This window comes from Enterobacter sp. 148H3 (assembly GCF_034107425.1).
Taxonomy (GTDB): domain Bacteria; phylum Pseudomonadota; class Gammaproteobacteria; order Enterobacterales; family Enterobacteriaceae; genus Enterobacter; species Enterobacter vonholyi.
In genome coordinates this window covers 1-22,383 of record NZ_JAWNEI010000015.1, presented here as the reverse complement: position 1 = coordinate 22,383, position 22,383 = coordinate 1, and the positions used below count along the sequence as shown (strand labels likewise).

The window sequence follows — 22,383 nt, the reverse complement described above, 5'->3', positions numbered from 1 at the left end:
CTTTTTTATAATGATAAGTTTACATTACTTTACACATGGAGCTGCACTTTCGTGAAGATTAAAAAGGGATACGTCCTCAGTGCCGTTTTAATAGCTTTACTCTGCGCTTTCGCTATTTATTCATACAATGCCTACCGATTTAAAAAAGCCAGCAGAGATATTTTATATCAACTCTCCAGCCAACTGATTGTGAAGCAAGGGCTTGAACCAAAACTTTCAACCCACCTCGTTTTTGATACGTTATATATCGACGGAAACATATCCAAAGATGATGACAAAATCATTGTGGGGCTTATCAGAAAAAACCTTATCCCTGTCAGAACGATATCCATAAACAGTGGTGGCGGCGATGTCGAAACTGCAATAAAAATAGCACAAGTTATTCATGATAAAGAAATTAACATTGAGGTCAGGCGATTATGCCTTTCTTCCTGTGCTAACTATCTTTTCCCAGCGGCAAAAAACAAAATCATCAATTATGGTTCCATTATTGGTTTCCATGGGTCGCCTAATTCTGATGACAATAAGTTAACAACTACGGTTAACGGAGAAATCAATACAGACACAACGATAACAGATCGCATTTTCTCAGAAATAAGAAAAACGGATAAAGCATTCTACAAAGATATAAATGTGTCATGGATGATGCCACTTTGCGGGCAAAAAGAAAATATTGGTGATCCAGACACAGGTCTGTCGACGTACAGCGAAAAGGATTTTACGCGTTTTGGCGTAAAAAACATTTCATTCACGGATGGTGAAATGGTATGGAAAAAGTCTATGGATATTATGGGTATACCTTTTGCTCACTATTGCAAGGAAAATTAATAATGCGTGAACTCAATGAAAGTGAATTAAGTAACGTCAGCGGTGCAGGAATGTGGGGTTCTATCGGTAGTGCGATTGGTGGGATGTTCGGTGGTGGTAGCGCTGGTTGTAATGGCAGCTATTCTCACACCAGCACCACTAACAAAGATGGTTCTCACTCTGAAAGCACATCCTTTAGCGGTGGTTGCTCGGTTAACGTTGGTGGTAAAAGCGGTGGTTCATCAAAAGGTAATGGTGGTTCGAAAAGTGGCGGTGGCCGCCAGGGTAATGATCACGGTAGACATTAATTCCTGAACCATTATAACTCATAGCCGCTGATATTTGGCGGCTATTTCCACCCCCGCAAGAGGCCAGGTATGTTTCGCAAGGAAGCTATTGAATATCAGAGTACACGGTGGGAAGGGAAAGCTGTTCTTCTGCCGGGCATCCCTTTTGCTCTTATCATATTGCTCAGCATTTTTTTTATTGCTTCCATTTCTATTTTTATTACCAAAGGTTCCTACACCCGTCGCGTCATCGTTCACGGTGAAATAACCACTTTCCCTGGCTCAGTGAATATCTCTGCATCAATGCAGGGTACAGTCGTGCAGAGTTTTGTTAATGAAGGCGATCGCGTAAAAAAAGGTGATGCTCTCTTTCTCATTCATTCGGGTGTATCGACGCAATCAGGCCTGGTTGATGAGAATAAAAAAAAGGAGATCGCGCTACAAATAAAGAGTATCAGCGTAATGATGGCAAATTTGAACTCTTCGAAAAACCGTACGCTCAACGCGCTGACGACTCAAAAAGATCATTATCAGTCCAGTTTTAATACCTCATCTGGGCTACTGGTGCAGGCTGAGCGGGAACTGCATCAGATTGAGAAGAACGTTAACGATTACCGTGGTTATCAGGAAAAAGGTCTGGTCACCAAAGACCAGATGAGTAGCCAAAACGCACTACTCTACCAACAGCAGAGCAATGTTTCTGACCTGGTCGCCAGAAAATCACAGGACCAGGTTCAGATCGATGCGCTCAATCAGCAAATCCAGTCCCAGAGCGCTGATTATGACCAACAGATTTACCAGCTTGAGCAACAAATATACGAACTGCAAAAAGAAAAGTTAAATACAGAAGCGGAAGGTAATTATGTCATCGTGGCAACAGCCGATGGCTTAATCGACTCCATCAATACGGCGCAAGGTAAGATGATCGGCGCAGGCGATGTACTGGCGCGAGTTCAGCAGAATATCCATTCACCATGCTATCTCGAAACCTGGGTTCCGGATGAAGTTCTTCCTTATCTGGCGATTGGCCAGCGCGTTAATGTTAGTTACGACGCCTTTCCTTATGAAAAATTTGGTCAGTTCAGGGCATCAATATCAGCAATATCCAGGCTTCCGGCATCGAAGCCAGAACTCCTGTCAAAGCAGACCATCGCACATGAATTCTATGACGATAAAAAGTCCTGGTACAAAATCATGATCAAACCTGACCTACAGTCTGTGCAAGTTCATGGAAAACAACTCTCACTGAGCCAGGGAGCCAAAGCGCAGATTTCTCTTTTCCTTGAAAAGAGACATATCTATGAGTGGTTATTATCGCCATTTTACGAAATGAAAATGAGCGTAACGGACGCGGGTAATGAATAATCTTTATACACTTGAGACGCTGCTGCGCAAGTTGGATCTGAAAATATTTAAACGCATCCCAGTTGTTTTTCAAACCGAAGCGTCCGAATGTGGCCTGGCCTGTCTTTCAATGATATGCAGTTTTTATGGCAAGCAGGTGGATCTACTGCAACTCCGGCAACAATTCAATTTGTCATCACGTGGGGTCAACCTCAATGCGATAAAAGCAATTGCCAGTGAACTGGAGATGTCGTCACGCGCATTGTCCGTGGACCTTCAGGAATTACATGACGTGCGTAAGCCCTGCATATTGCATTGGGATTTTAACCATTTTGTCGTACTGATTAAGGTCGATAAGAACAGCGCGGTGATCCACGACCCTGCGTTTGGACGACGGGTGATTAGCATGCCCGAATTGTCCCAACATTTTACTGGTGTTGTGCTTGAGGTATGGCCGGGAACCACTTTCTCAGTTCAAAAGAAGCAAAACAGGTTAAAAGCGACCACGTTATTAAAGAATATCAATGGACTGATAACTTCACTGACGAAGGTATTTTTCTTATCGCTGGTGATTGAGTTGATCAGCCTGCTAATGCCTGTGGGGACACAATTAGTCACGGATAATGTGATTGCATCCGGAGATTACGGTTTACTTAATATCATCTGTCTTGGGTTGTTTATTCTGATTCTGTTACGTTTGACGGTCAGTGTCATACGCTCCTGGACCACGCTGGTACTGGGAACACTCATCGACGTCCAGTGGAGTTTTAGCCTCTTTTCTCACCTTATTAAGCTACCGACCACCTATTTTGAAAGACGCAAACTGGGGGACATTCAGTCTCGCTTCCACTCGCTTGATGTTATACGGGCCACTTTTACCACAGGTTTGACTGGTAGCATTATTGATACGCTAATGCTCATGGGTTTGCTGGTAATGATGTTTTTATACAACCTGCAGCTCAGCATGATAGTGGTCTCTTTTACCGCAATATACACCTTCATTCGGTTTGCTACCTATCGATACTATCGCCAGCTATCCGAAGAAGAGTTAATCAAGGAAGCACGCCTTAATTCTTATTTTATGGAAACCCTGTACGGTATCGCGACGATTAAGATTCAGGGGATGACTGACCTGAGAATCAATAACTGGTTTAATCTTTTTTCAGATAAGGTCAATACAGGCATTCGTTTGACGCGAATGGATCTTTTCTTTGGTGGCGTCGTCTCTTTTATCGCCGCCTGCGACCAAATTGTTATCCTGTGGGTTAGCGGCAGGCTGATGATGGATAGTCATTTAACCATCGGTATGTTTATCGCATTTAACACCTTCAGGAGTCAGTTCTATGACCGAATAAATGCCCTGATCAACTTTATCATTCAGCTGAAGATCATCAACTTACACAATGAACGCGTTGCCGATATTGCGCTGCAGGAAGCATCTTCTTCAACGGCCACCAGCCCGCTGCGTTTACCACACGGAGCCTTAACGCTCGAAACTCAGGATCTGACTTACCGTTATGATAACCATGCGGACCCTATCTTCAGCAAACTGAATCTGACCATTCATGCCGGAGAGAGTATTGCTATTACGGGCGTATCGGGTTCAGGTAAAAGCACCTTGATGAAAGTGTTGTGCGGTTTATTCGAACCGTCGAACGGCTGCGTCCGAATTAATGGCATTGATATTAAGCAACTTGGTTTCGAGCATTATGCTGAACGCATTGCCTGTATCATGCAGGAAGATAAGCTGTTTTCAGGCTCAATCAAAGAGAATATCGCCGGTTTTCGGCCTGACATTGACGAGCAGTGGATGGTGCAATGCGCTATCGCAAGCCATATTCATAATGACATTTTAAAGCTACCAATGGGTTACGAGACACTGATTGGTGAACTTGGGGAAGGGTTGTCCGGCGGTCAAAAACAGCGGATTTATATTGCCCGGGCATTATACCGTAAACCGGGTATTTTATTCATGGACGAGGCGACCAGCCACCTTGATAAAACCAGTGAAAGTCAGGTCAATCAGTCTATACAGGCGATGAACATTACGAGGATTATTATCGCGCATCGCGAAACCACGATTTCATCGGCAGATCGGGTGTTCGTGATAAATGGAGCAGAGTTACCCTAATCCGTGAATTTCGCAGGAAAAAGATAGCGTTGGGACATAACTCCCCCGGGTAATGAAGAATTCTGGCGATCATCGAATAAAAAAGCCGCTGAGGGATCAGCGGCTTTTTACCGGCCGGGTGGTACATGCGCTTACCCGACCTATAGATTGACCGTATTACTCTTCTTTCGCACCGCGCATTGCACGTTTACGATCGTTCTCGGTCAGGTGACGTTTACGGATACGGATAGACAGCGGAGTCACTTCTACCAGTTCGTCGTCATCGATGAATTCCAGAGCCTGCTCCAGGGTCATCTTGATCGGTGGAACCAGAACCGTTGCTTCGTCAGTACCGGACGCACGCATGTTGGTCAGTTTCTTACCGGTCAGGCAGTTTACGGTCAGGTCGTTAGAACGGCTGTGAATACCGATGATCTGGCCTTCGTAAACTTCAGCACCGTGACCCAGGAACAGCTTACCGCGATCCTGCAGACCGAACAGCGCAAACGCAACCGCTTTACCCTGACCGTTGGAGATCAGCACGCCGTTGTTACGCTGGCCAACTTCGCCCGGACGCACGTCGTCGTAGTGGCTGAAGGTGGAGTACAGCAGACCGGTACCGGAGGTCATGGTCATGAACTCAGAACGGAAGCCGATCAGGCCACGGCTTGGGATCACGTAGTCGAGACGTACGCGGCCTTTGCCATCTGGATTCATGTTTTTCAGGTCGCCTTTACGCTCACCCAGCGCCTGCATCACAGAACCCTGGTGCTGCTCTTCAACGTCCAGCGTCACGTTTTCGAACGGCTCTTGTTTACGGCCGTCGATTTCGCGGAAGATAACTTTCGGACGGGAAACCGCCATTTCGAAACCTTCACGACGCATGTTTTCGATCAGAACAGACAGGTGCAGCTCACCACGACCAGAAACGCGGAATGCATCAGCGTCTTCGGTTTCTTCAACACGCAGCGCAACGTTGTGCACCAGCTCTTTGTTCAGGCGGTCAAGGATCTGACGAGAGGTAACGAACTTACCTTCTTTACCACAGAACGGAGAGGTGTTGACGTTGAAGAACATGGTAACGGTTGGTTCATCAACAGACAGGGCTGGCAGCGCTTCCACGTTCTGCGGGTCGCAGATGGTGTCAGAGATGTTCAGCTCGCCCAGACCGGTGATAGCGATGATGTCGCCCGCTTCAGCCAGATCGCTGTCGATACGCTCCAGACCCAGGTGAGTCAGCACTTTGCCAACTTTACCGTTACGGGTTTTGCCTTCGCTATCGATGATAGTAACCTGCTGGTTTGGCTTCACTTTACCGCGTTTGATACGGCCGATACCGATGACGCCAACGTAGTTGTTGTAGTCCAGCTGGGAGATCTGCATCTGCAGTGGACCATCCAGATCAACATCCGGTGCCGGTACGTGATCGACAATCGCCTGATACAGCGGGGTCATGTCTTCCGCCATATCTTCGTGATCCAGACCCGCGATACCATTCAGCGCCGAAGCGTAAATGATAGGGAAGTCCAGCTGTTCGTCGGTCGCGTCGAGGTTAACGAACAGGTCGAATACCTGATCAACAACCCAGTCAGGACGTGCGCCAGGACGGTCAACCTTGTTGATAACAACAATTGGTTTCAGGCCATGGGCAAATGCTTTTTTGGTCACGAAGCGCGTTTGCGGCATTGGGCCGTCAAATGCGTCAACCACCAGCAGCACGGAATCCACCATGGACATCACGCGCTCAACTTCACCACCGAAGTCGGCGTGCCCTGGGGTATCAACGATGTTGATACGGTAGTCATTCCATTTAATCGCGGTGTTTTTCGCGAGGATGGTAATCCCACGCTCTTTCTCCAAATCGTTGGAGTCCATCACACGCTCTTGAGTTTCGGCACGCGCATCAAACGTACCGGATTGCTGCAGCAGCTTATCAACCAGGGTAGTTTTACCATGGTCAACGTGCGCGATGATGGCGATGTTACGCAAATTTTCGATCACAACTTTGCCTCAGGCATTAGAAATAGCGCGTTATTGTACACGGATTAATCGCACTACAAAACAGGATCACAAACATCCTCCGCAAACAAGTATTGCAGAGATGCTTTGTGATCGCTTTCACGGAGCGAAAAAGGGCACTTTAACGTAAATTGCACCAATATGGTGCTCAATGTTCACATTGAAGCACTATACTGGTGCAACAAATCCATCGTGGTGCAGCCCTTTTGCACTATGGTGCGCATGATAACGCCTTTTTGGGGTGATTTAAAAGTTGGCACAGATTTCGCTTTATAAAAATACATGGCAACAGCCAGTACAAACAGAAACTGAAGACCTCGTTACCACGACGACAATGACCAATCTGGAGAGTTAAGTATGTCCGCTGAACACGTTTTGACGATGCTGAACGAACATGAAGTGAAGTTTGTTGATCTCCGCTTCACCGACACCAAAGGTAAAGAACAGCACGTCACAATCCCTGCTCATCAGGTGAACGCCGAATTCTTTGAAGAAGGCAAAATGTTTGACGGCTCCTCCATTGGTGGCTGGAAAGGCATTAACGAATCCGACATGGTTCTGATGCCAGATGCGACCACTGCGGTCATTGATCCGTTCTTCGAAGAACCAACCCTGATCATCCGTTGCGACATCCTCGAGCCAGGCACGCTGCAGGGCTACGACCGCGACCCGCGTTCTATCGCTAAACGCGCTGAAGAGTACCTGCGTTCTACCGGCATCGCAGACACCGTTCTGTTCGGGCCAGAGCCAGAGTTCTTCCTGTTCGATGACATCCGTTTCGGTGCTTCTATTTCTGGCTCCCACGTTGCTATCGACGACATCGAAGGTGCATGGAACTCCTCCACCAAATATGAAGGTGGTAACAAAGGTCACCGTCCTGGCGTTAAAGGTGGTTACTTCCCGGTTCCTCCGGTCGATTCTGCACAGGACATTCGTTCCACCATGTGTCTGGTGATGGAAGAGATGGGCCTGGTTGTTGAAGCTCACCACCACGAAGTGGCGACTGCTGGTCAGAACGAAGTGGCAACCCGCTTCAACACCATGACCAAAAAAGCGGACGAAATTCAGATCTACAAATACGTTGTGCACAACGTTGCGCACCGTTTCGGTAAAACCGCGACCTTCATGCCAAAACCAATGTTTGGCGACAACGGTTCCGGTATGCACTGCCACATGTCTCTGTCCAAGAACGGTACCAACCTGTTCTCTGGCGACAAATATGCTGGCCTGTCCGAGCAGGCGCTGTACTACATCGGCGGCGTAATCAAACACGCTAAAGCGATCAACGCCCTGGCTAACCCAACCACCAACTCCTACAAGCGTCTGGTCCCGGGCTACGAAGCGCCAGTGATGCTGGCCTACTCTGCACGTAACCGTTCTGCTTCTATCCGTATCCCGGTAGTAGCGTCTCCTAAAGCGCGTCGTATCGAAGTACGCTTCCCGGATCCAGCGGCTAACCCATACCTGTGCTTCGCAGCACTGCTGATGGCAGGTCTGGACGGTATCAAGAACAAGATCCACCCGGGCGAAGCGATGGACAAAAACCTGTACGACCTGCCGCCAGAAGAAGCGAAAGAGATCCCACAGGTTGCTGGCTCTCTGGAAGAAGCCCTGCAGGCGCTGGACGCAGACCGTGAGTTCCTGACTGCAGGTGGCGTATTCACTGACGACGCTATCGATGCTTACATCGCACTGCGCACTGAAGAGAACGACCGCGTGCGCATGACTCCGCATCCGGTTGAGTTCGAACTGTACTACAGCGTTTAATTAAGTTGTTTTACCCGGCGTGACAAGCGCCGGGAGTAGTTGCCGTGGAAACTTTTAGCCCATCTCAGGATGGGCTTTTTTCTCCACCAACAATCTGATCTCACGCGCTTTTTACGCCGAAAACGCTATACTGCACTAAATTAGTGCAAACGACTCCAGGAGACTGCTGAATGGCAACTGGCACGCTGCCCGATGCTGGGCAGATCCTCAATTCTTTGATTAACAGCATCTTGCTGGTCGATGACGAGCTGGCCGTTCATTACGCCAACCCGGCGGCACAGCAGCTGCTTGCCCAAAGCGCACGTAAACTATTCGGTACCCCGCTTCCGGAACTCCTGAGCTACTTTTCGCTGAATATTGGCCTGATGCAGGAAAGCTTACAGGCAGGCCAGGGTTTCACCGATAACGAAGTGACGCTGGTGATCGACGGGCGCTCGCACATTCTGTCGCTAACCGCGCAACGTCTTCCCGAAGGCCTGATCCTGCTGGAAATGGCGCCGATGGATAATCAGCGTCGACTGAGCCAGGAGCAGCTTCAGCATGCGCAGCAGATTGCAGCCCGTGACCTCGTGCGCGGTCTGGCGCATGAAATCAAAAACCCGCTGGGTGGGTTACGCGGCGCGGCGCAGCTTCTGACCAAGGCGCTGCCTGACCCTGCGCTGGCGGAATATACCAACGTCATCATTGAGCAGGCGGACCGTCTGCGGAATCTGGTAGACCGTCTTCTCGGTCCGCAGCAGCCGGGAATGCACGTCACTGAAAGCATCCATAAAGTGGCTGAGCGGGTGGTGAAGCTCGTCTCAATGGAGCTGCCAGAGAACGTCACGCTGGTACGTGATTACGACCCAAGCCTGCCGGAACTGGCCCATGACCCGGACCAGATTGAGCAGGTCCTGTTGAATATTGTGCGTAATGCTCTGCAGGCGCTGGGACCTGAAGGCGGCGAGATTATTTTACGCACCCGCACCGCCTTCCAGCTCACGTTACACGGCGTGCGCTACCGGCTGGCCGCCCGAATCGACGTTGAGGATAACGGGCCCGGCATTCCATCGCATCTGCAGGACACCCTGTTCTACCCGATGGTCAGCGGCCGCGAAGGCGGAACCGGCCTGGGCTTATCCATTGCCCGCAGTTTGATCGACCAACACTCTGGAAAAATTGAATTTACCAGTTGGCCGGGACATACCGAGTTTTCGGTTTTCCTGCCGATTAAAAAATAAAGGTGACGTTTATGCAACGAGGGATAGTCTGGGTAGTCGATGACGATAGCTCCATCCGTTGGGTGCTTGAACGCGCGCTCACAGGGGCAGGATTAAGCTGCACGACGTTTGAGAGCGGCAGCGAAGTGCTCGACGCACTCACCACTAAAACGCCCGATGTTCTGCTGTCGGATATCCGTATGCCGGGCATGGACGGGCTGGCGCTGTTAAAGCAGATCAAACAACGCCACCCTATGCTACCGGTCATCATAATGACCGCGCACTCCGATCTGGATGCCGCAGTGAGTGCCTATCAGCAAGGGGCGTTCGATTACCTGCCCAAACCGTTTGATATCGACGAAGCGGTGGCGCTGGTTGAACGCGCGATTAGCCATTATCAGGAGCAGCAACAACCACGCCACGCGCCCGATTTTGGGCCAACCACCGACATCATTGGCGAAGCGCCGGCGATGCAGGACGTGTTTCGCATTATTGGCCGTCTGTCCCGCTCGTCCATCAGCGTCTTGATTAACGGCGAATCGGGCACCGGTAAAGAGCTTGTAGCGCATGCACTGCATCGCCATAGCCCGCGGGCAAAAGCCCCGTTCATCGCCCTGAATATGGCGGCGATCCCGAAGGATTTAATTGAGTCCGAACTGTTCGGCCATGAAAAAGGGGCATTTACCGGCGCAAATACCATTCGCCAGGGGCGCTTCGAACAGGCTGACGGCGGCACGCTGTTCCTGGATGAAATCGGTGATATGCCGCTTGACGTTCAGACCCGCCTGCTGCGCGTGCTGGCCGACGGGCAGTTTTATCGCGTGGGCGGCTATGCGCCGGTGAAAGTGGACGTGCGTATTATCGCCGCGACCCACCAGAACCTGGAACAACGCGTGCAGGAAGGAAAATTCCGTGAGGATTTATTCCACCGTCTGAACGTCATTCGCGTTCATCTGCCGCCGCTGCGTGAACGTCGGGAAGATATTCCCCGCCTGGCGCGTCATTTTCTGCAGGTGGCTGCCCGCGAGCTGGGCGTGGAAGCCAAGCAGCTTCACCCGGAAACCGATGCCGCTCTGACGCGTCTGGCGTGGCCGGGCAACGTGCGTCAGCTGGAAAACACCTGCCGCTGGTTAACCGTGATGGCTGCCGGTCAGGAAGTGCTGATTCAGGATTTACCGGCCGAACTGTTTGAGGCGACCGCGCCGGAAAGCAGTAGCGGACACGCGCTGCCGGACAGCTGGGCGACGCTGCTGGCGCAGTGGGCCGACCGCGCGCTGCGTTCCGGTCATCAAAACCTGCTGTCTGAGGCTCAGCCTGAGATGGAGCGTACGCTGTTGACCACCGCGCTTCGTCATACGCAGGGTCACAAGCAGGAAGCCGCTCGCCTGTTGGGATGGGGTCGCAATACCCTGACGCGCAAGCTGAAAGAGCTGGGAATGGAATGATCTCACGCCGCTGTGTAAAGGTTATTAATTGAACGCAAATCGTCGTTATTTTGCGCTTTACTGTTCCGATGAGTTTTGTATGATCGTGCCCGGAAATTGGGGGTGAACATCATGCTGGAAACATTCGTGAATATGCTCTCTAGCGGAGCCGCTGAAAGCCACACGCCACAAACAGCCGTTGCGGCTATGTTGTGCGCGGCGCTGGTTGGGCTGTTTAGCTAGCGAGTTGGCGATGAAAAGCCGGGTGACGCTTCGCTTACCCGGCCTACATTTCGCACTTTTGTAGGCCAGGTAAGGCGAAGCCGCCACCCGGCATTACAGTTTAAATAACTCGCGAGAACTGCTGCATTCGCGCTTTCTGACGCAGATACGCGTCAAAGCACATGCAGATATTACGGATCAACAGACGCCCTTTCGGCGTGACCTCAATCCCGCTCTCCGACACATCCACCAGCCCGTCTTTCGCCAGCGGCGCCAGAAGCTTCAGATCTTCCGCGAAATAATCGCTGAAGTTCAGTTCCCACTGCGCTTCCACATCGCTGAAATCGAGACGGAAGTTACAGATAAGCGCCTTAATCACATCGCGACGGATACAGTCATCACGCGTTAACGCAATGCCGCGCCACAGCGCGTTGCCAGTCTCATCAACCTGCTGGTAATACAGCTTCAGCTCTTTCTGGTTCTGCGCGTAGCAGTCGCCAATCATGCTAATGGCGGAGACACCCATTCCCAGTAAATCGGTATCGCCCTGGGTCGTATATCCCTGGAAGTTACGGTGCAGGACCCCTTCGCGCTGAGCAACGGCCAGCTCGTCATCCGGACGGGCAAAGTGATCCATGCCGATAAACTGATAGCCGGTTTCGGTCAGCGAGGTGATGGTTTCCTGCAGGATATCCAGCTTCTGCTGGGCAGAAGGAAGATCGGCATCTTTGATTTTGCGCTGGGCGGCAAAGAGCGTTGGCAGATGCGCATAGTTAAAGACGCTCAGGCGGTCCGGGTTAAGTTCAGCCACGCGCTTCAGCGTGAAGGCGAAGCTTTCCGGCGTTTGCTTTGGCAGGCCGTAAATCAGGTCAATATTGGTCGAGGTGAAACCAATCTCACGCGCGTGATTGAGTAAGGCAAAGATAAATTCTTCGTCCTGCTCGCGGTTCACCAGACGCTGAACCTCTTTATTGAAATCCTGTACGCCCATACTCAGTCGGTTGAATCCTTCTGCGCGTAAATGATCCAGGACATCCAGCTGAATTTCACGCGGATCGACTTCGATCGAGATCTCAGCGTCAGCATTAAAACTGAAATAGCCGCGCAGAAGCGCCATCAGGCGGCTTATTTGCGCTTTGTTCAGATAGGTTGGCGTACCGCCGCCCCAGTGAAGCTGGCTCACGTGACGGCCTTTAAACAGCGGCGCGCGATGCACAATTTCCTGTTCGAGCGCATCAAGATACTGGTCGGCTTTATGCTGCTGGCGGGTCACGATTTTATTGCAGCCGCAGAAGTAGCAAAGCTTGTGGCAGAACGGAATATGGACGTAGAGCGACAGCGGACGCTCAGGATAGCGCGCGACAGCCTGCTGGAAATCACGCTCTCCGAAGGCATCGGAGAACTCCAGCGCGGTGGGGTATGACGTATAACGCGGCCCGGAATAGTTATATTTCTGGATTAGGGCCAAATCCCATTCGATAGTTGATGCTGACATGCTCACTCCTTCCGTTGGTGTCGCGTTCGTATACGGCGGCCCGTTCTGACCCCATTGCGGGCCATCATTCGGGTGCGCAGCCACTTCTGTCGCCGCGACAACCGCCGTAGTTTAACGAATAACCACACCAGATAACATATAACCGGAAGGGTTATAAGCAGGACTATCGTGCCTGCCGGGTGCAAATGTTAGTTTCCACCCTTCAGAAGACGCATCATATCTTCCTGCTTCTCGTCTTCTTCTTCATCTTCGTCATCGTCGTATGACAGGCCCAGCTTCTGCATCAGTTCATCAATACGATCCAGTTTGGCATCCACCCATGACTGCTCTTCAGCGGTCAGGGTTTCACCCTCTTCAAGACGTTCCAGCAGCGCGTCCAGGCGCTCATCGTTCTCCAGCAAATCCAGCTCAGCCTGCGGTGAAAGCATAGGTTTCTCGCTCTTTGGTTTGTGCTGCTTAGTGACCGGGGTGTCTGTCACGCCCAGTGGAATGGGAGTTTTACTGCCGATACGAGGATCTTTCTGCTGCTTGCCTTTTGCAGAAGCGCCCGCTGCACCACCACCGTTGGCACGGCTACCCGCAGCATGACCGCGATGTTTTTTGTCGCGTTTGCGGTCGCGCGCTTCCTGGTTCAGTTCTTCGCGCGTTTTGCGGCGTGCTTTTGCAGGGCGTTTCGCGCCCGCAGCGGAGGTTGGTTTTTTCATGATGTTTTATCTTTAAGTCGTTTTCTTCAGTATAGAATTGCGGCGAAATCTAGCAGAAAGCAAGCAAAGAAAAAAGGCGACAGAGCAATCTGTCGCCTTTTTTCCTGACTCACAACCCTTAGCGGGTCAGACATTCCATGTTTGCCAACAACAAACCCTGTTTATCCCTTGGCTAATACCGTCCGTGATACGGTTCCATTTCCTTTTAAAACGCCTCCAGGCGCTGGTCGTCCTGACAATCCTGCGTCTTCGCCTCCTGGCGCTCCTGACCCTAATCCTTAAGTCGATTTCCTGTTGGCTTCCTCGCCCTGACGCACACTTTACCTTGTTCCGTTAAACTAACAAGCAACGAAACGGTACAAAAAAGGATTTTCAGACAATTACCCGAAAATAAGCTTATGATTTAAAACAGTTTGGATTTTTTGACACCTGCGAATTCTCTGAAATATCTCAGGGCATTACTGGCCGATCTCTCACACTGCCTGAGGCATTTGCCTACAGGTCATTAGCAAACAGAAAAGCCTTTTGCCTGCATTCGGGTATAATCCCCTTCAGATTACGATTTTGGAGACGACCACGTGACTACCTGGAACTACCAACAGACGCATTTTGTCACTAGTGCGCCCGATATTCGCCACCTGCCTTCTGATACCGGTATTGAAGTGGCCTTTGCTGGCCGCTCAAATGCGGGGAAATCCAGCGCCCTGAATACGCTGACCAATCAGAAGAGCCTGGCGCGTACCTCAAAAACACCTGGCCGTACCCAGCTGATCAACCTGTTTGAAGTCGCAGAGGGCAAACGCCTGGTCGACTTACCGGGCTACGGTTACGCGCAGGTACCGGAAGAGATGAAAATCAAGTGGCAGCGTGCGCTGGGTGAATACCTGGAAAAACGTCTGTGCCTGAAAGGTCTGGTGGTGCTGATGGATATTCGTCACCCGCTAAAAGATCTCGATCAGCAGATGATCGACTGGGCTGTAGCAAGCGATATCGCCGTACTGGTGCTGCTGACGAAAGCCGATAAGCTGGCGAGCGGCGCGCGTAAAGCGCAGGTGAATATGGTTCGCGAAGCGGTGCTGGCGTTCAACGGTGATGTACAGGTTGAGCCGTTCTCCTCGCTGAAAAAGCAGGGCGTGGACAAGTTGCGTCAGAAACTCGATACCTGGTTTAGCGAGCTGGAACCCGCGAAGGAAGCGGAAGAAGAGTAATACCGGGCGCGGCAATGTCCGCGCTTTTTTTGCCTGAACATTTCTTTGCCGCAATAAAAAACGCCCCAGTCATTACTGACTGGGGCGGCTAAAATATTCAGCCAAATCCGATTACGTGAAGTAAAAGGTCTGAAAGATAGAACATCTTACCTCTGTACCCTACGCCGATAACTCTACCCCTTTTTGTGCTGCAGAAAAAGCACTTTTTGTAGTTTTTTTTCATTCTTTACATAGGGAATTCTAATGATCGTCACAAAACGCGCGTTCTAATGTTGCAAACTTACATAAATAGCGCGTTATGCGAAGAATCGTTAGTGAGCCTGATCCCAGTTTTCACCACTTCCCACTTCCACCAGCAACGGCACATCAAGCGTCATGCTGTTTTCCATCAGTTCGTGGATCTTCTTCGACACGGCGTCGAGGTCGTCCTTGTGCACTTCAAATACCAGTTCATCGTGTACCTGCATGATCATTTTCACGCGAGGCTTCTCTTCTTCCAGCCAGGCATCAACGGCGATCATTGCACGCTTAATAATATCCGCCGCGGTACCCTGCATCGGGGCGTTGATCGCCGCACGCTCTGCGCCAGCGCGGCGCGCCGCGTTGCTGGATTTGATGTCCGGTAGGTAGAGACGGCGGCCATCCAGGGTTTCGACGTAACCTTTTTCCTTCGCCTGCGCGCGGGTGCGTTCCATATATTCCAGCACACCCGGATAACGCTCGAAGTAGAGATCCATATACTTCTGCGACTCTTTACGCGGAATGTTGAGCTGGCGCGACAGACCAAATGCACTCATGCCGTAGATCAGACCGAAGTTGATCGCCTTAGCGCTGCGGCGCTGCTCGTTGGTCACGCTGTCCAGCGGCAAGCCGAATACTTCCGCCGCGGTTGCCCGGTGGATATCCTTTCCTTCAGCAAACGCGGTAAGCAGGCCTTTGTCACGGGACAGATGCGCCATTATGCGCAGTTCGATTTGCGAGTAGTCAGCAGAGACTATCAGATAATCCTCTGGTGCGATGAAAGCCTGGCGAATACGACGGCCCTCTTCGTTACGTACCGGGATGTTCTGTAGGTTAGGATCGGTAGACGAGAGACGACCGGTCGCCGCAACAGCCTGATGATACGACGTGTGTACGCGACCCGTTTTCGGGTTGATCATAAGCGGAAGCTTGTCGGTGTAGGTCGACTTCAGCTTCGCGAGACCACGGTACTGCAGAATCACTTTTGGCAGCGGGTAATCCAGCGCCAGCTCTTCCAGCACCTCTTCAGAGGTTGACGGTGCGCCGCCAGGGGTTTTCTTCAGCGGCTTGATGCCCTGCTTTTCAAACAGAATGGTTTGCAGCTGCTTCGGTGAAGAGAGGTTAAACGGCTCGCCTGCAAGCTCATGCGCTTTTTGCTCAAGCTCGGTCAGGCGCTGCGCTAGCTCCCCGGAGTGGTTATGCAGCACCGTTGGGTCGATTTTCACGCCGTTGCGTTCAATGCGGGATAGCACGGGCACCAGCGGCATCTCGATATGCTGGAACACGTTCAGCGGACCTTCGTGCTTCTGCAGTTTTGGCCACATCTTCAGATGCAGCTGCAGCGTGACGTCAGCATCTTCCGCCGCGTAGCGACCCGCCTCTTCAAGAGCAATCTGGTTAAAGGTGAGTTGATTTTTCCCTTTTCCGGCAATCTCTTCAAAGGTGATGGTTTTGTGCTTGAGCCAGCGGTCAGATAAGGAATCCATATCATGGCGGCCCGCGACGCTGTCCAGAATGTAGGATTCGAGCATGGTGTCGAAGGCGATCCCACGCAGTTCAATGCCGTAGTTTTGCAGAATGCCGCGGTCGTACTTGAGGTTTTGCCCAACCTTGAGCGCCTTTTCGTCTTCCAGGATCGGCTTCAGCAGCTCAAGCACGCGTTCACGGGAGAGCTGCTCCGGCGCATCCAGGTAATCGTGCGCCACAGGAACGTAGGCTGCAATACCCGGCTCTGTCGCAAATGACAGGCCAACCATATTGGCTGAGATGTTATCGAGACTGTCAGTTTCGGTATCAAAGGCAAAGACCGGCGCCTTTTTCAGTTTCTCGATCCAGGCGATCAGCTGTGACTCTTCAAGAATGGTTTCGTAGTTGTCGAATGAAAGCGCCACGGCTTCTTCTTCAGCCTGATCTTCTGCTTCAACAACAATCGTCTCCTTCGGCTTTGCAGCAGGTTTGGCCCCTTTTGCCTGTAGCCATTTACCGGCTTCCACGTCAGTGATCCAGCGCTTGAATTCGTATTTCTTAAACAGGCTCAGCAGATCGCCAGCAGAAGGCTGTTGCACCTCAAGCTGCTCACAGCCCAGCTCCAGTTCGACATCGGTTTTGATTGTAGCCAGCTTATAGGAGAGATAAGCCACCTCTTTGTTCTCTTCCAGTTTTCCGGCCATGGTTTTTGCGCCACGGAAGGAGAGCCCGGCGATTTTGTCTGATTCCGCGTAGAGCGTATCCAGCCCGCCCAGCCCCTGAAGCAGCGCCTGCGCGGTTTTCTCACCAACGCCAGGGACACCCGGGATGTTATCCGAGGAGTCGCCCATCAACGCAAGGAAGTCGATAATCAGCTCAGGCGGCACGCCATACTTAGTGACAACCTCTTCAGGCCCCAGAATGGTATTGGTCATGGTATTAATCAGGGTGATACCTGGCGTCACCAGCTGCGCCATATCTTTATCACCGGTGCTGATCAGTACAGGACGACCCATCTTTTCTGCTTCACGCGCCAGCGTACCGATGACGTCATCGGCTTCAACGCCAGAGACGGCCAGCAGCGGTAGCCCCATCGCTTTTACCATGGTGTGCAGCGGCTCAATCTGCGCACGCAGATCGTCAGGCATTGGCGGACGGTGAGATTTGTAATGCTCAAACAGCTCATCGCGGAACGTTTTGCCTTTCGCATCAAAGACCACAGCCGCATGGGTTGGCTGGTACTGAAGGATCAGGCTGCGCAGCATGTTCAGCACGCCGTACATTGCGCCGGTGGGTTCCCCTGCGCTATTGGTCAGAGGAGGAAACGCATGGTATGCCCGATACAGGTAAGAAGAGCCATCGACGAGAATAAGAGGGTTTTCTGGGATCTGAACCATAATGTCCGTGCCTTTAATCAATTTATGGGTAAAGGATGCCACAGAAGGATGAAAACATCAGTTATTAGCGCCTGATACAGGAAAAGATTTTGCGATCGTGAGGATCGCTCGCAAAATTCAAACTGTGGATAAGTTTGTGCATATTTTCACTTCATATGAATAACAGACACAAAATACACATATGAGTTATTTTTTAGATCTTAATTATCATGCTGTTATGGCATTAGATCTTATCTATATGGCCAACTGATGGCAATTTAGTCTATGTGGATATAAGCCTTGATAAGCGCGGAATCACAGTGAAATCGTCTACGACAGGGTAAAAGCGGCCAAATCATCACATGAAAGCGCCATTAATTTGTCCGTTTTCTGGTAAAATCAGCGCCCAGCGTCGAATAGCCGGCCGCTAACTTACAGCTAACTACCTGAAAAAGCTCATCATGTCGAGATTGCTCGCTGCAATAACATTACTGTTAAGCATCATTTTAACTATTCTGGTGACTGTCGCATGTTCTGTGCCGATCATCGTAGCCGGGATCATTAAACTGCTGCTGCCTGTCCCCATGGTGTGGCGAGCCGTGTCCGCATTTTGTAATTTCATGATGTACTGCTGGTGCGAAGGGCTGGCGATCCTGCTGTGCCTGAACCCGCATCTGAAGTGGGATATCAAAGGACTGGAGAGTCTTAACAAGAAGAACTGGTACCTGCTGATCTGCAATCACCACAGCTGGGCGGACATCGTGGTGTTATGCGTGCTTTTTCGCAAACACATCCCGATGAACAAATACTTTCTGAAACAGCAGCTCGCCTGGGTGCCTTTTATTGGGCTGGCCTGCTGGGCGCTAGATATGCCCTTTATGAAACGCTATTCGCGCAGCTATTTGATTCGTCATCCCGAGCGTCGCGGCAAAGATGTGGAGACCACGCGCCGTTCCTGCGAAAAGTTTCGCGCGCATCCAACGACTATCGTGAACTTTGTTGAAGGTTCCCGGTTTACGGAAGAGAAGCGCCAGCAAACTCGCTCTCCTTATCAGCATCTGTTGCCGCCAAAGGCAGCGGGGATTGCGATGGCGCTTAACGTGCTGGGAGCACAGTTCGATAAACTTCTTAACGTCACGCTCTGCTATCCGGAAAACGACAGGACGCCATTCTTCGATATGCTCAGCGGCAAACTGACGCGCATTGTCGTGCATGTCGACCTGGTTCCGATTGACGCTGAACTGCACGGTGATTACGTAAACGACAAGAATTTCAAACGTCGTTTCCAGCAGTGGCTTAATACGCTCTGGAAAGAGAAAGACGAACAGATAGGCAGGATTAAATCTTCATACAAAAACGCCGGTCAGTGACCGGCGTTTTTACATCAGTGAAATTACTTCTTCTCAACCAGGTATTTCACGGTATCAGCATACTGCTGTACGAAGATATCCATGCTGCTGGTGTCCATGCCCTGCATGTTCAGCTGATATTTGCCGTTAACAAACATCGCCGGAACGCCCTGAAGCTGGAGGTCAGCAGCCGCTTTTTCCTGCTGGGCAACCAGTGATTTCACCACGAAGCTGTTCCACACGGCATCATACTCTTCACCTTTCACGCCGGCATCAACGAACACTTTACGGATATCCGCAGTGGTCTGAACGGTCTGTGTTTTCTGTACGGCTTCAAACATTGGCGAAGTGATCTTATCTTCCACGCCCAGTGCCATCGCCACCGCCCATGCCTGAGTCAGGTCTTTACCCAATGGGCCCAGGAACTCGACGTGGTACTTGGTCATTTTTGTGCCTTCCGGCAGCTTTTTCTTCACGTTGTCAGAAACATGCAGCACCTGCTCGAACTGATAGCAGTGTGGGCAATAGAACGAGAAGAACTCCAGAACCTGTGGCTCGCCAGCGACCGGCTTGTCCAGCGTGATGTACTGTTTGCCGTCGGTAAACTGCGCAGCAGAAGCGCTAAATGCCAGAATCATACCTGCCAGCGCCAGCCAAATTTTTTTCATGATTAACTCTCTCCTGGGTGTGTCCATTAATACATCGGCGTTAATTGCAGAGGGGGCTCCTGAAGAACCCTAACCTGCTCAGTAAATGTAGATATCTGGCTACGCCAGTAATCCTCTCCGGTAAGCCACGGGAAATTGCGAGGAAATGCCGGATCGTCCCAACGCCTGATTAACCATGCGAGATAATAAACAAAACGCATCGCACGTAAAGGCTCAATCAGGGCAATTTCGTCTGAATTAAACGGGCTAAATTCTTCATAAGCTTCAATAATGGTTTCAAGCTGCATGCGCTGCTCGGCTTTATCGCCATTGAGCAGCATCCACAGGTCCTGAACCGCTGCCCCCATGCGCGCATCGTCGAGATCGACAAAGAGCGGGCCGTCACGCCAGAGAATATTCCCGGCGTGACAATCGCCATGCAGGCGCAGGACGGAAATATCATCGCGCCAGCAGGTTTTCACTGCAGCAATAAGCTTATCGGTGGCGTTGAGGAAATCATCCTTTAGCGCTGCGGGGATCATTGCAGACGTTTCGAATACTTGGCGCGGTTCAAGAAGGTATTCCTGAATCCCGATAGTCGGGCGGGCAATAAAGGCTTTTTTGCGTCCCGTCTGGTGTATACGCCCAAGATAGCGGGCAACCCACTCCATCTGATCGATATTATCCGCTTCAAACTGGCGCCCCCCCAGGCTCGGGAATACAGCGTAGTAAAACCCTTCGTGCGTGAGGAGCGTTTGGTTATTGAATTTTAGCGGTGCGGCAACGGGAACATCGTCATCCAGCAGATCGTGAGCAAACTGATGCTCTTCCTGAATTTGTTCTGCGGACCAGCGTTCAGGACGATAGAACTTTACAACGAATCGCTGACGATCCTCGTCCTGAAATTGATAGACGCGGTTTTCGTAGCTGTTTAACGGTGTTAGCCCGGAATCCACCCGAATACCCTGTTCAAACAGGGCATCCATAATGGTGTCCGGGTGTAATGTCTGGAAAGTAAAAGCCTGGTCGTTCATCCGATCATCCGGAAATTATACGAATGATTCAGGATATCATCTTGTGGCGATTTCGGTGCCGCCGCTTACAAGCTTTTACTCTTTAATTACGCCTCGTGCGCGCAATAATGCGGTCTTAAAATCTTCCTCATAATCTTTCTGAATACCAGGAATAACAGCATCTTTGGCAGAGTCGCGCATTTTAAGGTGGTAGATCAGGATGTCGTCAGAAAGGTCAGCCAGATCGCCGTCAAAACCTGACTCTTTCGCCAGTTTCTGTAAAAATTGCATCAGATTTAGCTCTGGCTCTTTTTGCCAGGCGGGCTGTAGGAGTTCAATAACTTCATTCAGACGTTTACATTTCATGGTGGTGCTCCTTTCATTTAGAGTGACACGTTAGCAGGGTCAATCCCACAATAAAAGAGGCGATATTCGTGAATCTTAGCCAGGAAATCATCGGGGTCGTTCTGGCAGGCGGCAGAGCAACGCGAATGGGCGGAAAAGATAAGGGGCTTCAGCTTCTTAATGGAAAACCCTTATGGCAGCATGTCGTCGATACGCTCTCAGGCCAGGTGTCGACAATGGCCATCAGCGCTAACCGGCATATCGACACTTACCGAAGCAGCGGGTACGCCGTCTACCAGGATATCGTTGAGGATTACCCAGGACCGCTGGCCGGTATGCTTTCGGTCATACAACAGTCTCAAGGAGAGTGGTTTATCTTCTGCCCCTGCGATACCCCGTTTATTCCGTCCTGTCTTGCCGAGCGTTTATTACAGCTTCGCGGTACAGCTCCTGTGGTTTGGGTACATGACGGCGAGCGTGACCATCCTGCTATCGCATTAATGCACCGATCGCTAGCGCTTGCTCTGCAGAGCTATCTGGCTGGGGGAGAGCGCAGGGTAATGGTCTTCATGCGTGAGTCTGGCGGCCATTCCGTTGATTTTAGCGATTTAAAATCAGCGTTTGTGAACGTGAATACGCATGAAGATTTGCAGATGATGCAGGAGAAAAAATGATACCTATTTTAGCCATTTCCGCATGGAGTGGGACCGGGAAAACCACGCTCCTGAAAAAGCTCATTCCTGCGCTATGTGCCAGAGGTATTCGTCCAGGATTGATTAAGCATACGCACCATAATATGGATGTCGATAAACCGGGAAAAGACAGCTTTGAGCTGCGTAAAGCGGGTGCAGCGCAAACGATGGTGGCAAGTTCTCAACGCTGGGCGTTAATGGCAGAAACGCCGGACGAGGCGCCGCTGGATCTCGCTTATCTTGTCAGTAGGATGGATCACTCCACCCTGGATCTGGTGCTGATTGAGGGATTTAAGCATGAGGCCGTGCCTAAGATCCTGCTATTCAGAAGCGATGCCGGGCATGACATCAGCGAGTTAACGCTTGATGAGCATGTCATTGCGGTGGTCAGTGATGTTGTATTGCCACTTGAAGTTCCGGTACTGGATTTAAATGATGTGGATGGGATTGCGGAGTTTATTATGGAGTGGAGTGCGATCTGACGACTTGCCGGGTAGCGGCTTCGCCTTATCCGGCCTACCGTTTTTTGACCCATAAACGCAAAAAGGCCATCCTTCCGGATGGCCTCTTCACTTGTTTGATGCCTGGCAGTTCCCTACTCTCACATGGGGAGACCCCACACTACCATCGGCGCTACGGCGTTTCACTTCTGAGTTCGGCATGGGGTC

Annotated in this window: 19 protein-coding genes and 1 rRNA gene; 12 read left to right on the top strand and 8 right to left on the bottom strand. The window is 51.0% G+C overall.

Going from position 1 to position 22,383, the window contains the following annotated elements; genetic code table 11:
- Positions 1–51 precede the first annotated feature (51 nt).
- The 4 genes from USH94_RS18820 (at position 52) to USH94_RS18805 (ending at position 4,569) form a co-directional block, all read left to right on the top strand.
- Positions 52–828, top strand: coding sequence for a hypothetical protein (locus USH94_RS18820; protein ID WP_058841944.1), 777 nt, complete (start codon positions 52–54; stop codon positions 826–828).
- A gap of 2 nt (positions 829–830) precedes the next feature.
- Positions 831–1,115, top strand: a complete 285-nt coding sequence (locus USH94_RS18815) for a hypothetical protein (RefSeq protein ID WP_023309759.1) — start codon at positions 831–833, stop codon at positions 1,113–1,115.
- Positions 1,116–1,184: 69 nt separating this feature from the next.
- Positions 1,185–2,459 (top strand): HlyD family secretion protein, encoded by a 1,275-nt coding sequence (locus USH94_RS18810; protein ID WP_111963940.1) that lies wholly within the window; start codon positions 1,185–1,187, stop codon positions 2,457–2,459.
- On the top strand, positions 2,452–4,569 hold the full coding sequence (locus tag USH94_RS18805; RefSeq protein WP_111963939.1) for a peptidase domain-containing ABC transporter: 2,118 nt from the start codon (positions 2,452–2,454) through the stop codon (positions 4,567–4,569). Before USH94_RS18810 ends, USH94_RS18805 begins: the two co-directional genes overlap by 8 nt.
- A gap of 156 nt (positions 4,570–4,725) precedes the next feature.
- Here USH94_RS18805 and typA read toward each other — a convergent pair whose 3' ends face one another.
- Positions 4,726–6,549 carry a ribosome-dependent GTPase TypA gene (gene typA, locus USH94_RS18800; protein ID WP_008501854.1) on the bottom strand — a complete coding sequence of 608 codons (1,824 nt, stop codon included), beginning with the start codon at positions 6,547–6,549 and terminating at the stop codon, positions 4,726–4,728.
- 375 nt (positions 6,550–6,924) lie between these two features.
- On the opposite strand from typA, the gene glnA reads away from it, so the two are divergent.
- The 4 genes from glnA (at position 6,925) to USH94_RS18780 (ending at position 11,200) form a co-directional block, all read left to right on the top strand.
- Entirely contained in the window at positions 6,925–8,334 is a 1,410-nt protein-coding gene (gene glnA, locus USH94_RS18795; protein WP_008501856.1) for a glutamate--ammonia ligase, read from the top strand.
- 170 nt (positions 8,335–8,504) lie between these two features.
- The gene (gene glnL / locus USH94_RS18790; protein ID WP_008501857.1) at positions 8,505–9,554 is read left to right on the top strand and encodes a nitrogen regulation protein NR(II); all 1,050 of its coding nucleotides are present in this window, start codon (positions 8,505–8,507) and stop codon (positions 9,552–9,554) included.
- 11 nt (positions 9,555–9,565) lie between these two features.
- Complete coding sequence (glnG, locus tag USH94_RS18785) at positions 9,566–10,978, top strand: nitrogen regulation protein NR(I) (protein ID WP_008501858.1); 1,413 nt, start codon at positions 9,566–9,568, stop codon at positions 10,976–10,978.
- A gap of 111 nt (positions 10,979–11,089) precedes the next feature.
- The gene (locus tag USH94_RS18780) at positions 11,090–11,200 is read left to right on the top strand and encodes a YshB family small membrane protein (RefSeq protein WP_136196048.1); all 111 of its coding nucleotides are present in this window, start codon (positions 11,090–11,092) and stop codon (positions 11,198–11,200) included.
- A gap of 100 nt (positions 11,201–11,300) precedes the next feature.
- Here the strand turns inward: USH94_RS18780 and hemN are convergent, their stop codons facing one another.
- Positions 11,301–12,674, bottom strand: coding sequence for an oxygen-independent coproporphyrinogen III oxidase (hemN, locus tag USH94_RS18775; RefSeq protein ID WP_111963938.1), 1,374 nt, complete (start codon positions 12,672–12,674; stop codon positions 11,301–11,303).
- Between the two features lie 188 nt (positions 12,675–12,862).
- Positions 12,863–13,378: a Der GTPase-activating protein YihI gene (gene yihI / locus USH94_RS18770; protein WP_032644299.1), complete on the bottom strand. Its 516-nt coding sequence runs from the start codon at positions 13,376–13,378 to the stop codon at positions 12,863–12,865.
- 578 nt (positions 13,379–13,956) lie between these two features.
- Between yihI and yihA the strand changes: the two genes are divergently transcribed.
- The gene (gene yihA / locus USH94_RS18765; RefSeq protein WP_111963937.1) at positions 13,957–14,586 is read left to right on the top strand and encodes a ribosome biogenesis GTP-binding protein YihA/YsxC; all 630 of its coding nucleotides are present in this window, start codon (positions 13,957–13,959) and stop codon (positions 14,584–14,586) included.
- Between the two features lie 311 nt (positions 14,587–14,897).
- Here the strand turns inward: yihA and polA are convergent, their stop codons facing one another.
- Entirely contained in the window at positions 14,898–17,690 is a 2,793-nt protein-coding gene (gene polA, locus USH94_RS18760) for a DNA polymerase I (protein WP_111963980.1), read from the bottom strand.
- Between the two features lie 440 nt (positions 17,691–18,130).
- On the opposite strand from polA, the gene USH94_RS18755 reads away from it, so the two are divergent.
- Positions 18,131–19,039 (top strand): acyltransferase, encoded by a 909-nt coding sequence (locus tag USH94_RS18755; RefSeq protein ID WP_111963936.1) that lies wholly within the window; start codon positions 18,131–18,133, stop codon positions 19,037–19,039.
- A gap of 23 nt (positions 19,040–19,062) precedes the next feature.
- On the opposite strand, the gene dsbA is transcribed toward USH94_RS18755, so the two are convergent.
- From dsbA to USH94_RS18740, 3 genes are all read right to left on the bottom strand, one after another.
- Positions 19,063–19,686 (bottom strand): thiol:disulfide interchange protein DsbA, encoded by a 624-nt coding sequence (gene dsbA, locus USH94_RS18750; protein ID WP_111963935.1) that lies wholly within the window; start codon positions 19,684–19,686, stop codon positions 19,063–19,065.
- A gap of 26 nt (positions 19,687–19,712) precedes the next feature.
- Entirely contained in the window at positions 19,713–20,699 is a 987-nt protein-coding gene (locus USH94_RS18745; RefSeq protein ID WP_111963934.1) for a serine/threonine protein kinase, read from the bottom strand.
- 75 nt (positions 20,700–20,774) lie between these two features.
- Positions 20,775–21,044 (bottom strand): YihD family protein, encoded by a 270-nt coding sequence (locus USH94_RS18740; RefSeq protein ID WP_008501866.1) that lies wholly within the window; start codon positions 21,042–21,044, stop codon positions 20,775–20,777.
- Between the two features lie 68 nt (positions 21,045–21,112).
- Here USH94_RS18740 and mobA point away from each other — a divergent pair, with 68 nt between their 5' ends.
- Positions 21,113–21,697, top strand: coding sequence for a molybdenum cofactor guanylyltransferase MobA (gene mobA, locus USH94_RS18735; RefSeq protein WP_111963933.1), 585 nt, complete (start codon positions 21,113–21,115; stop codon positions 21,695–21,697).
- Positions 21,694–22,197, top strand: coding sequence for a molybdopterin-guanine dinucleotide biosynthesis protein MobB (gene mobB / locus USH94_RS18730; RefSeq protein ID WP_111963932.1), 504 nt, complete (start codon positions 21,694–21,696; stop codon positions 22,195–22,197). The genes mobA and mobB overlap by 4 nt, the downstream gene beginning before the upstream one ends.
- Positions 22,198–22,297: 100 nt before the next feature.
- Here the strand turns inward: mobB and rrf are convergent.
- Positions 22,298–22,383 (bottom strand): 5S ribosomal RNA (gene rrf / locus USH94_RS18725); the annotation flags it as partial.

Excerpts from the sequence above, each read along its gene's own strand:
- USH94_RS18815 (WP_023309759.1), top strand. The coding sequence starts at position 831 with ATGCGTGAACTCAATGAAAGTGAATTAAGTAACGTCAGCGGTGCAGGA.
- USH94_RS18810 (WP_111963940.1), top strand. The coding sequence starts at position 1,185 with ATGTTTCGCAAGGAAGCTATTGAATATCAGAGTACACGGTGGGAAGGG.
- USH94_RS18805 (WP_111963939.1), top strand. The coding sequence starts at position 2,452 with ATGAATAATCTTTATACACTTGAGACGCTGCTGCGCAAGTTGGATCTG.
- glnA (WP_008501856.1), top strand. The coding sequence starts at position 6,925 with ATGTCCGCTGAACACGTTTTGACGATGCTGAACGAACATGAAGTGAAG.
- glnL (WP_008501857.1), top strand. The coding sequence starts at position 8,505 with ATGGCAACTGGCACGCTGCCCGATGCTGGGCAGATCCTCAATTCTTTG.
- glnG (WP_008501858.1), top strand. The coding sequence starts at position 9,566 with ATGCAACGAGGGATAGTCTGGGTAGTCGATGACGATAGCTCCATCCGT.
- USH94_RS18780 (WP_136196048.1), top strand. The coding sequence starts at position 11,090 with ATGCTGGAAACATTCGTGAATATGCTCTCTAGCGGAGCCGCTGAAAGC.
- hemN (WP_111963938.1), bottom strand. The coding sequence starts at position 12,674 with ATGTCAGCATCAACTATCGAATGGGATTTGGCCCTAATCCAGAAATAT.
- yihI (WP_032644299.1), bottom strand. The coding sequence starts at position 13,378 with ATGAAAAAACCAACCTCCGCTGCGGGCGCGAAACGCCCTGCAAAAGCA.
- polA (WP_111963980.1), bottom strand. The coding sequence starts at position 17,690 with ATGGTTCAGATCCCAGAAAACCCTCTTATTCTCGTCGATGGCTCTTCT.
- USH94_RS18755 (WP_111963936.1), top strand. The coding sequence starts at position 18,131 with ATGTCGAGATTGCTCGCTGCAATAACATTACTGTTAAGCATCATTTTA.
- dsbA (WP_111963935.1), bottom strand. The coding sequence starts at position 19,686 with ATGAAAAAAATTTGGCTGGCGCTGGCAGGTATGATTCTGGCATTTAGC.
- USH94_RS18745 (WP_111963934.1), bottom strand. The coding sequence starts at position 20,699 with ATGAACGACCAGGCTTTTACTTTCCAGACATTACACCCGGACACCATT.
- USH94_RS18740 (WP_008501866.1), bottom strand. The coding sequence starts at position 21,044 with ATGAAATGTAAACGTCTGAATGAAGTTATTGAACTCCTACAGCCCGCC.
- mobB (WP_111963932.1), top strand. The coding sequence starts at position 21,694 with ATGATACCTATTTTAGCCATTTCCGCATGGAGTGGGACCGGGAAAACC.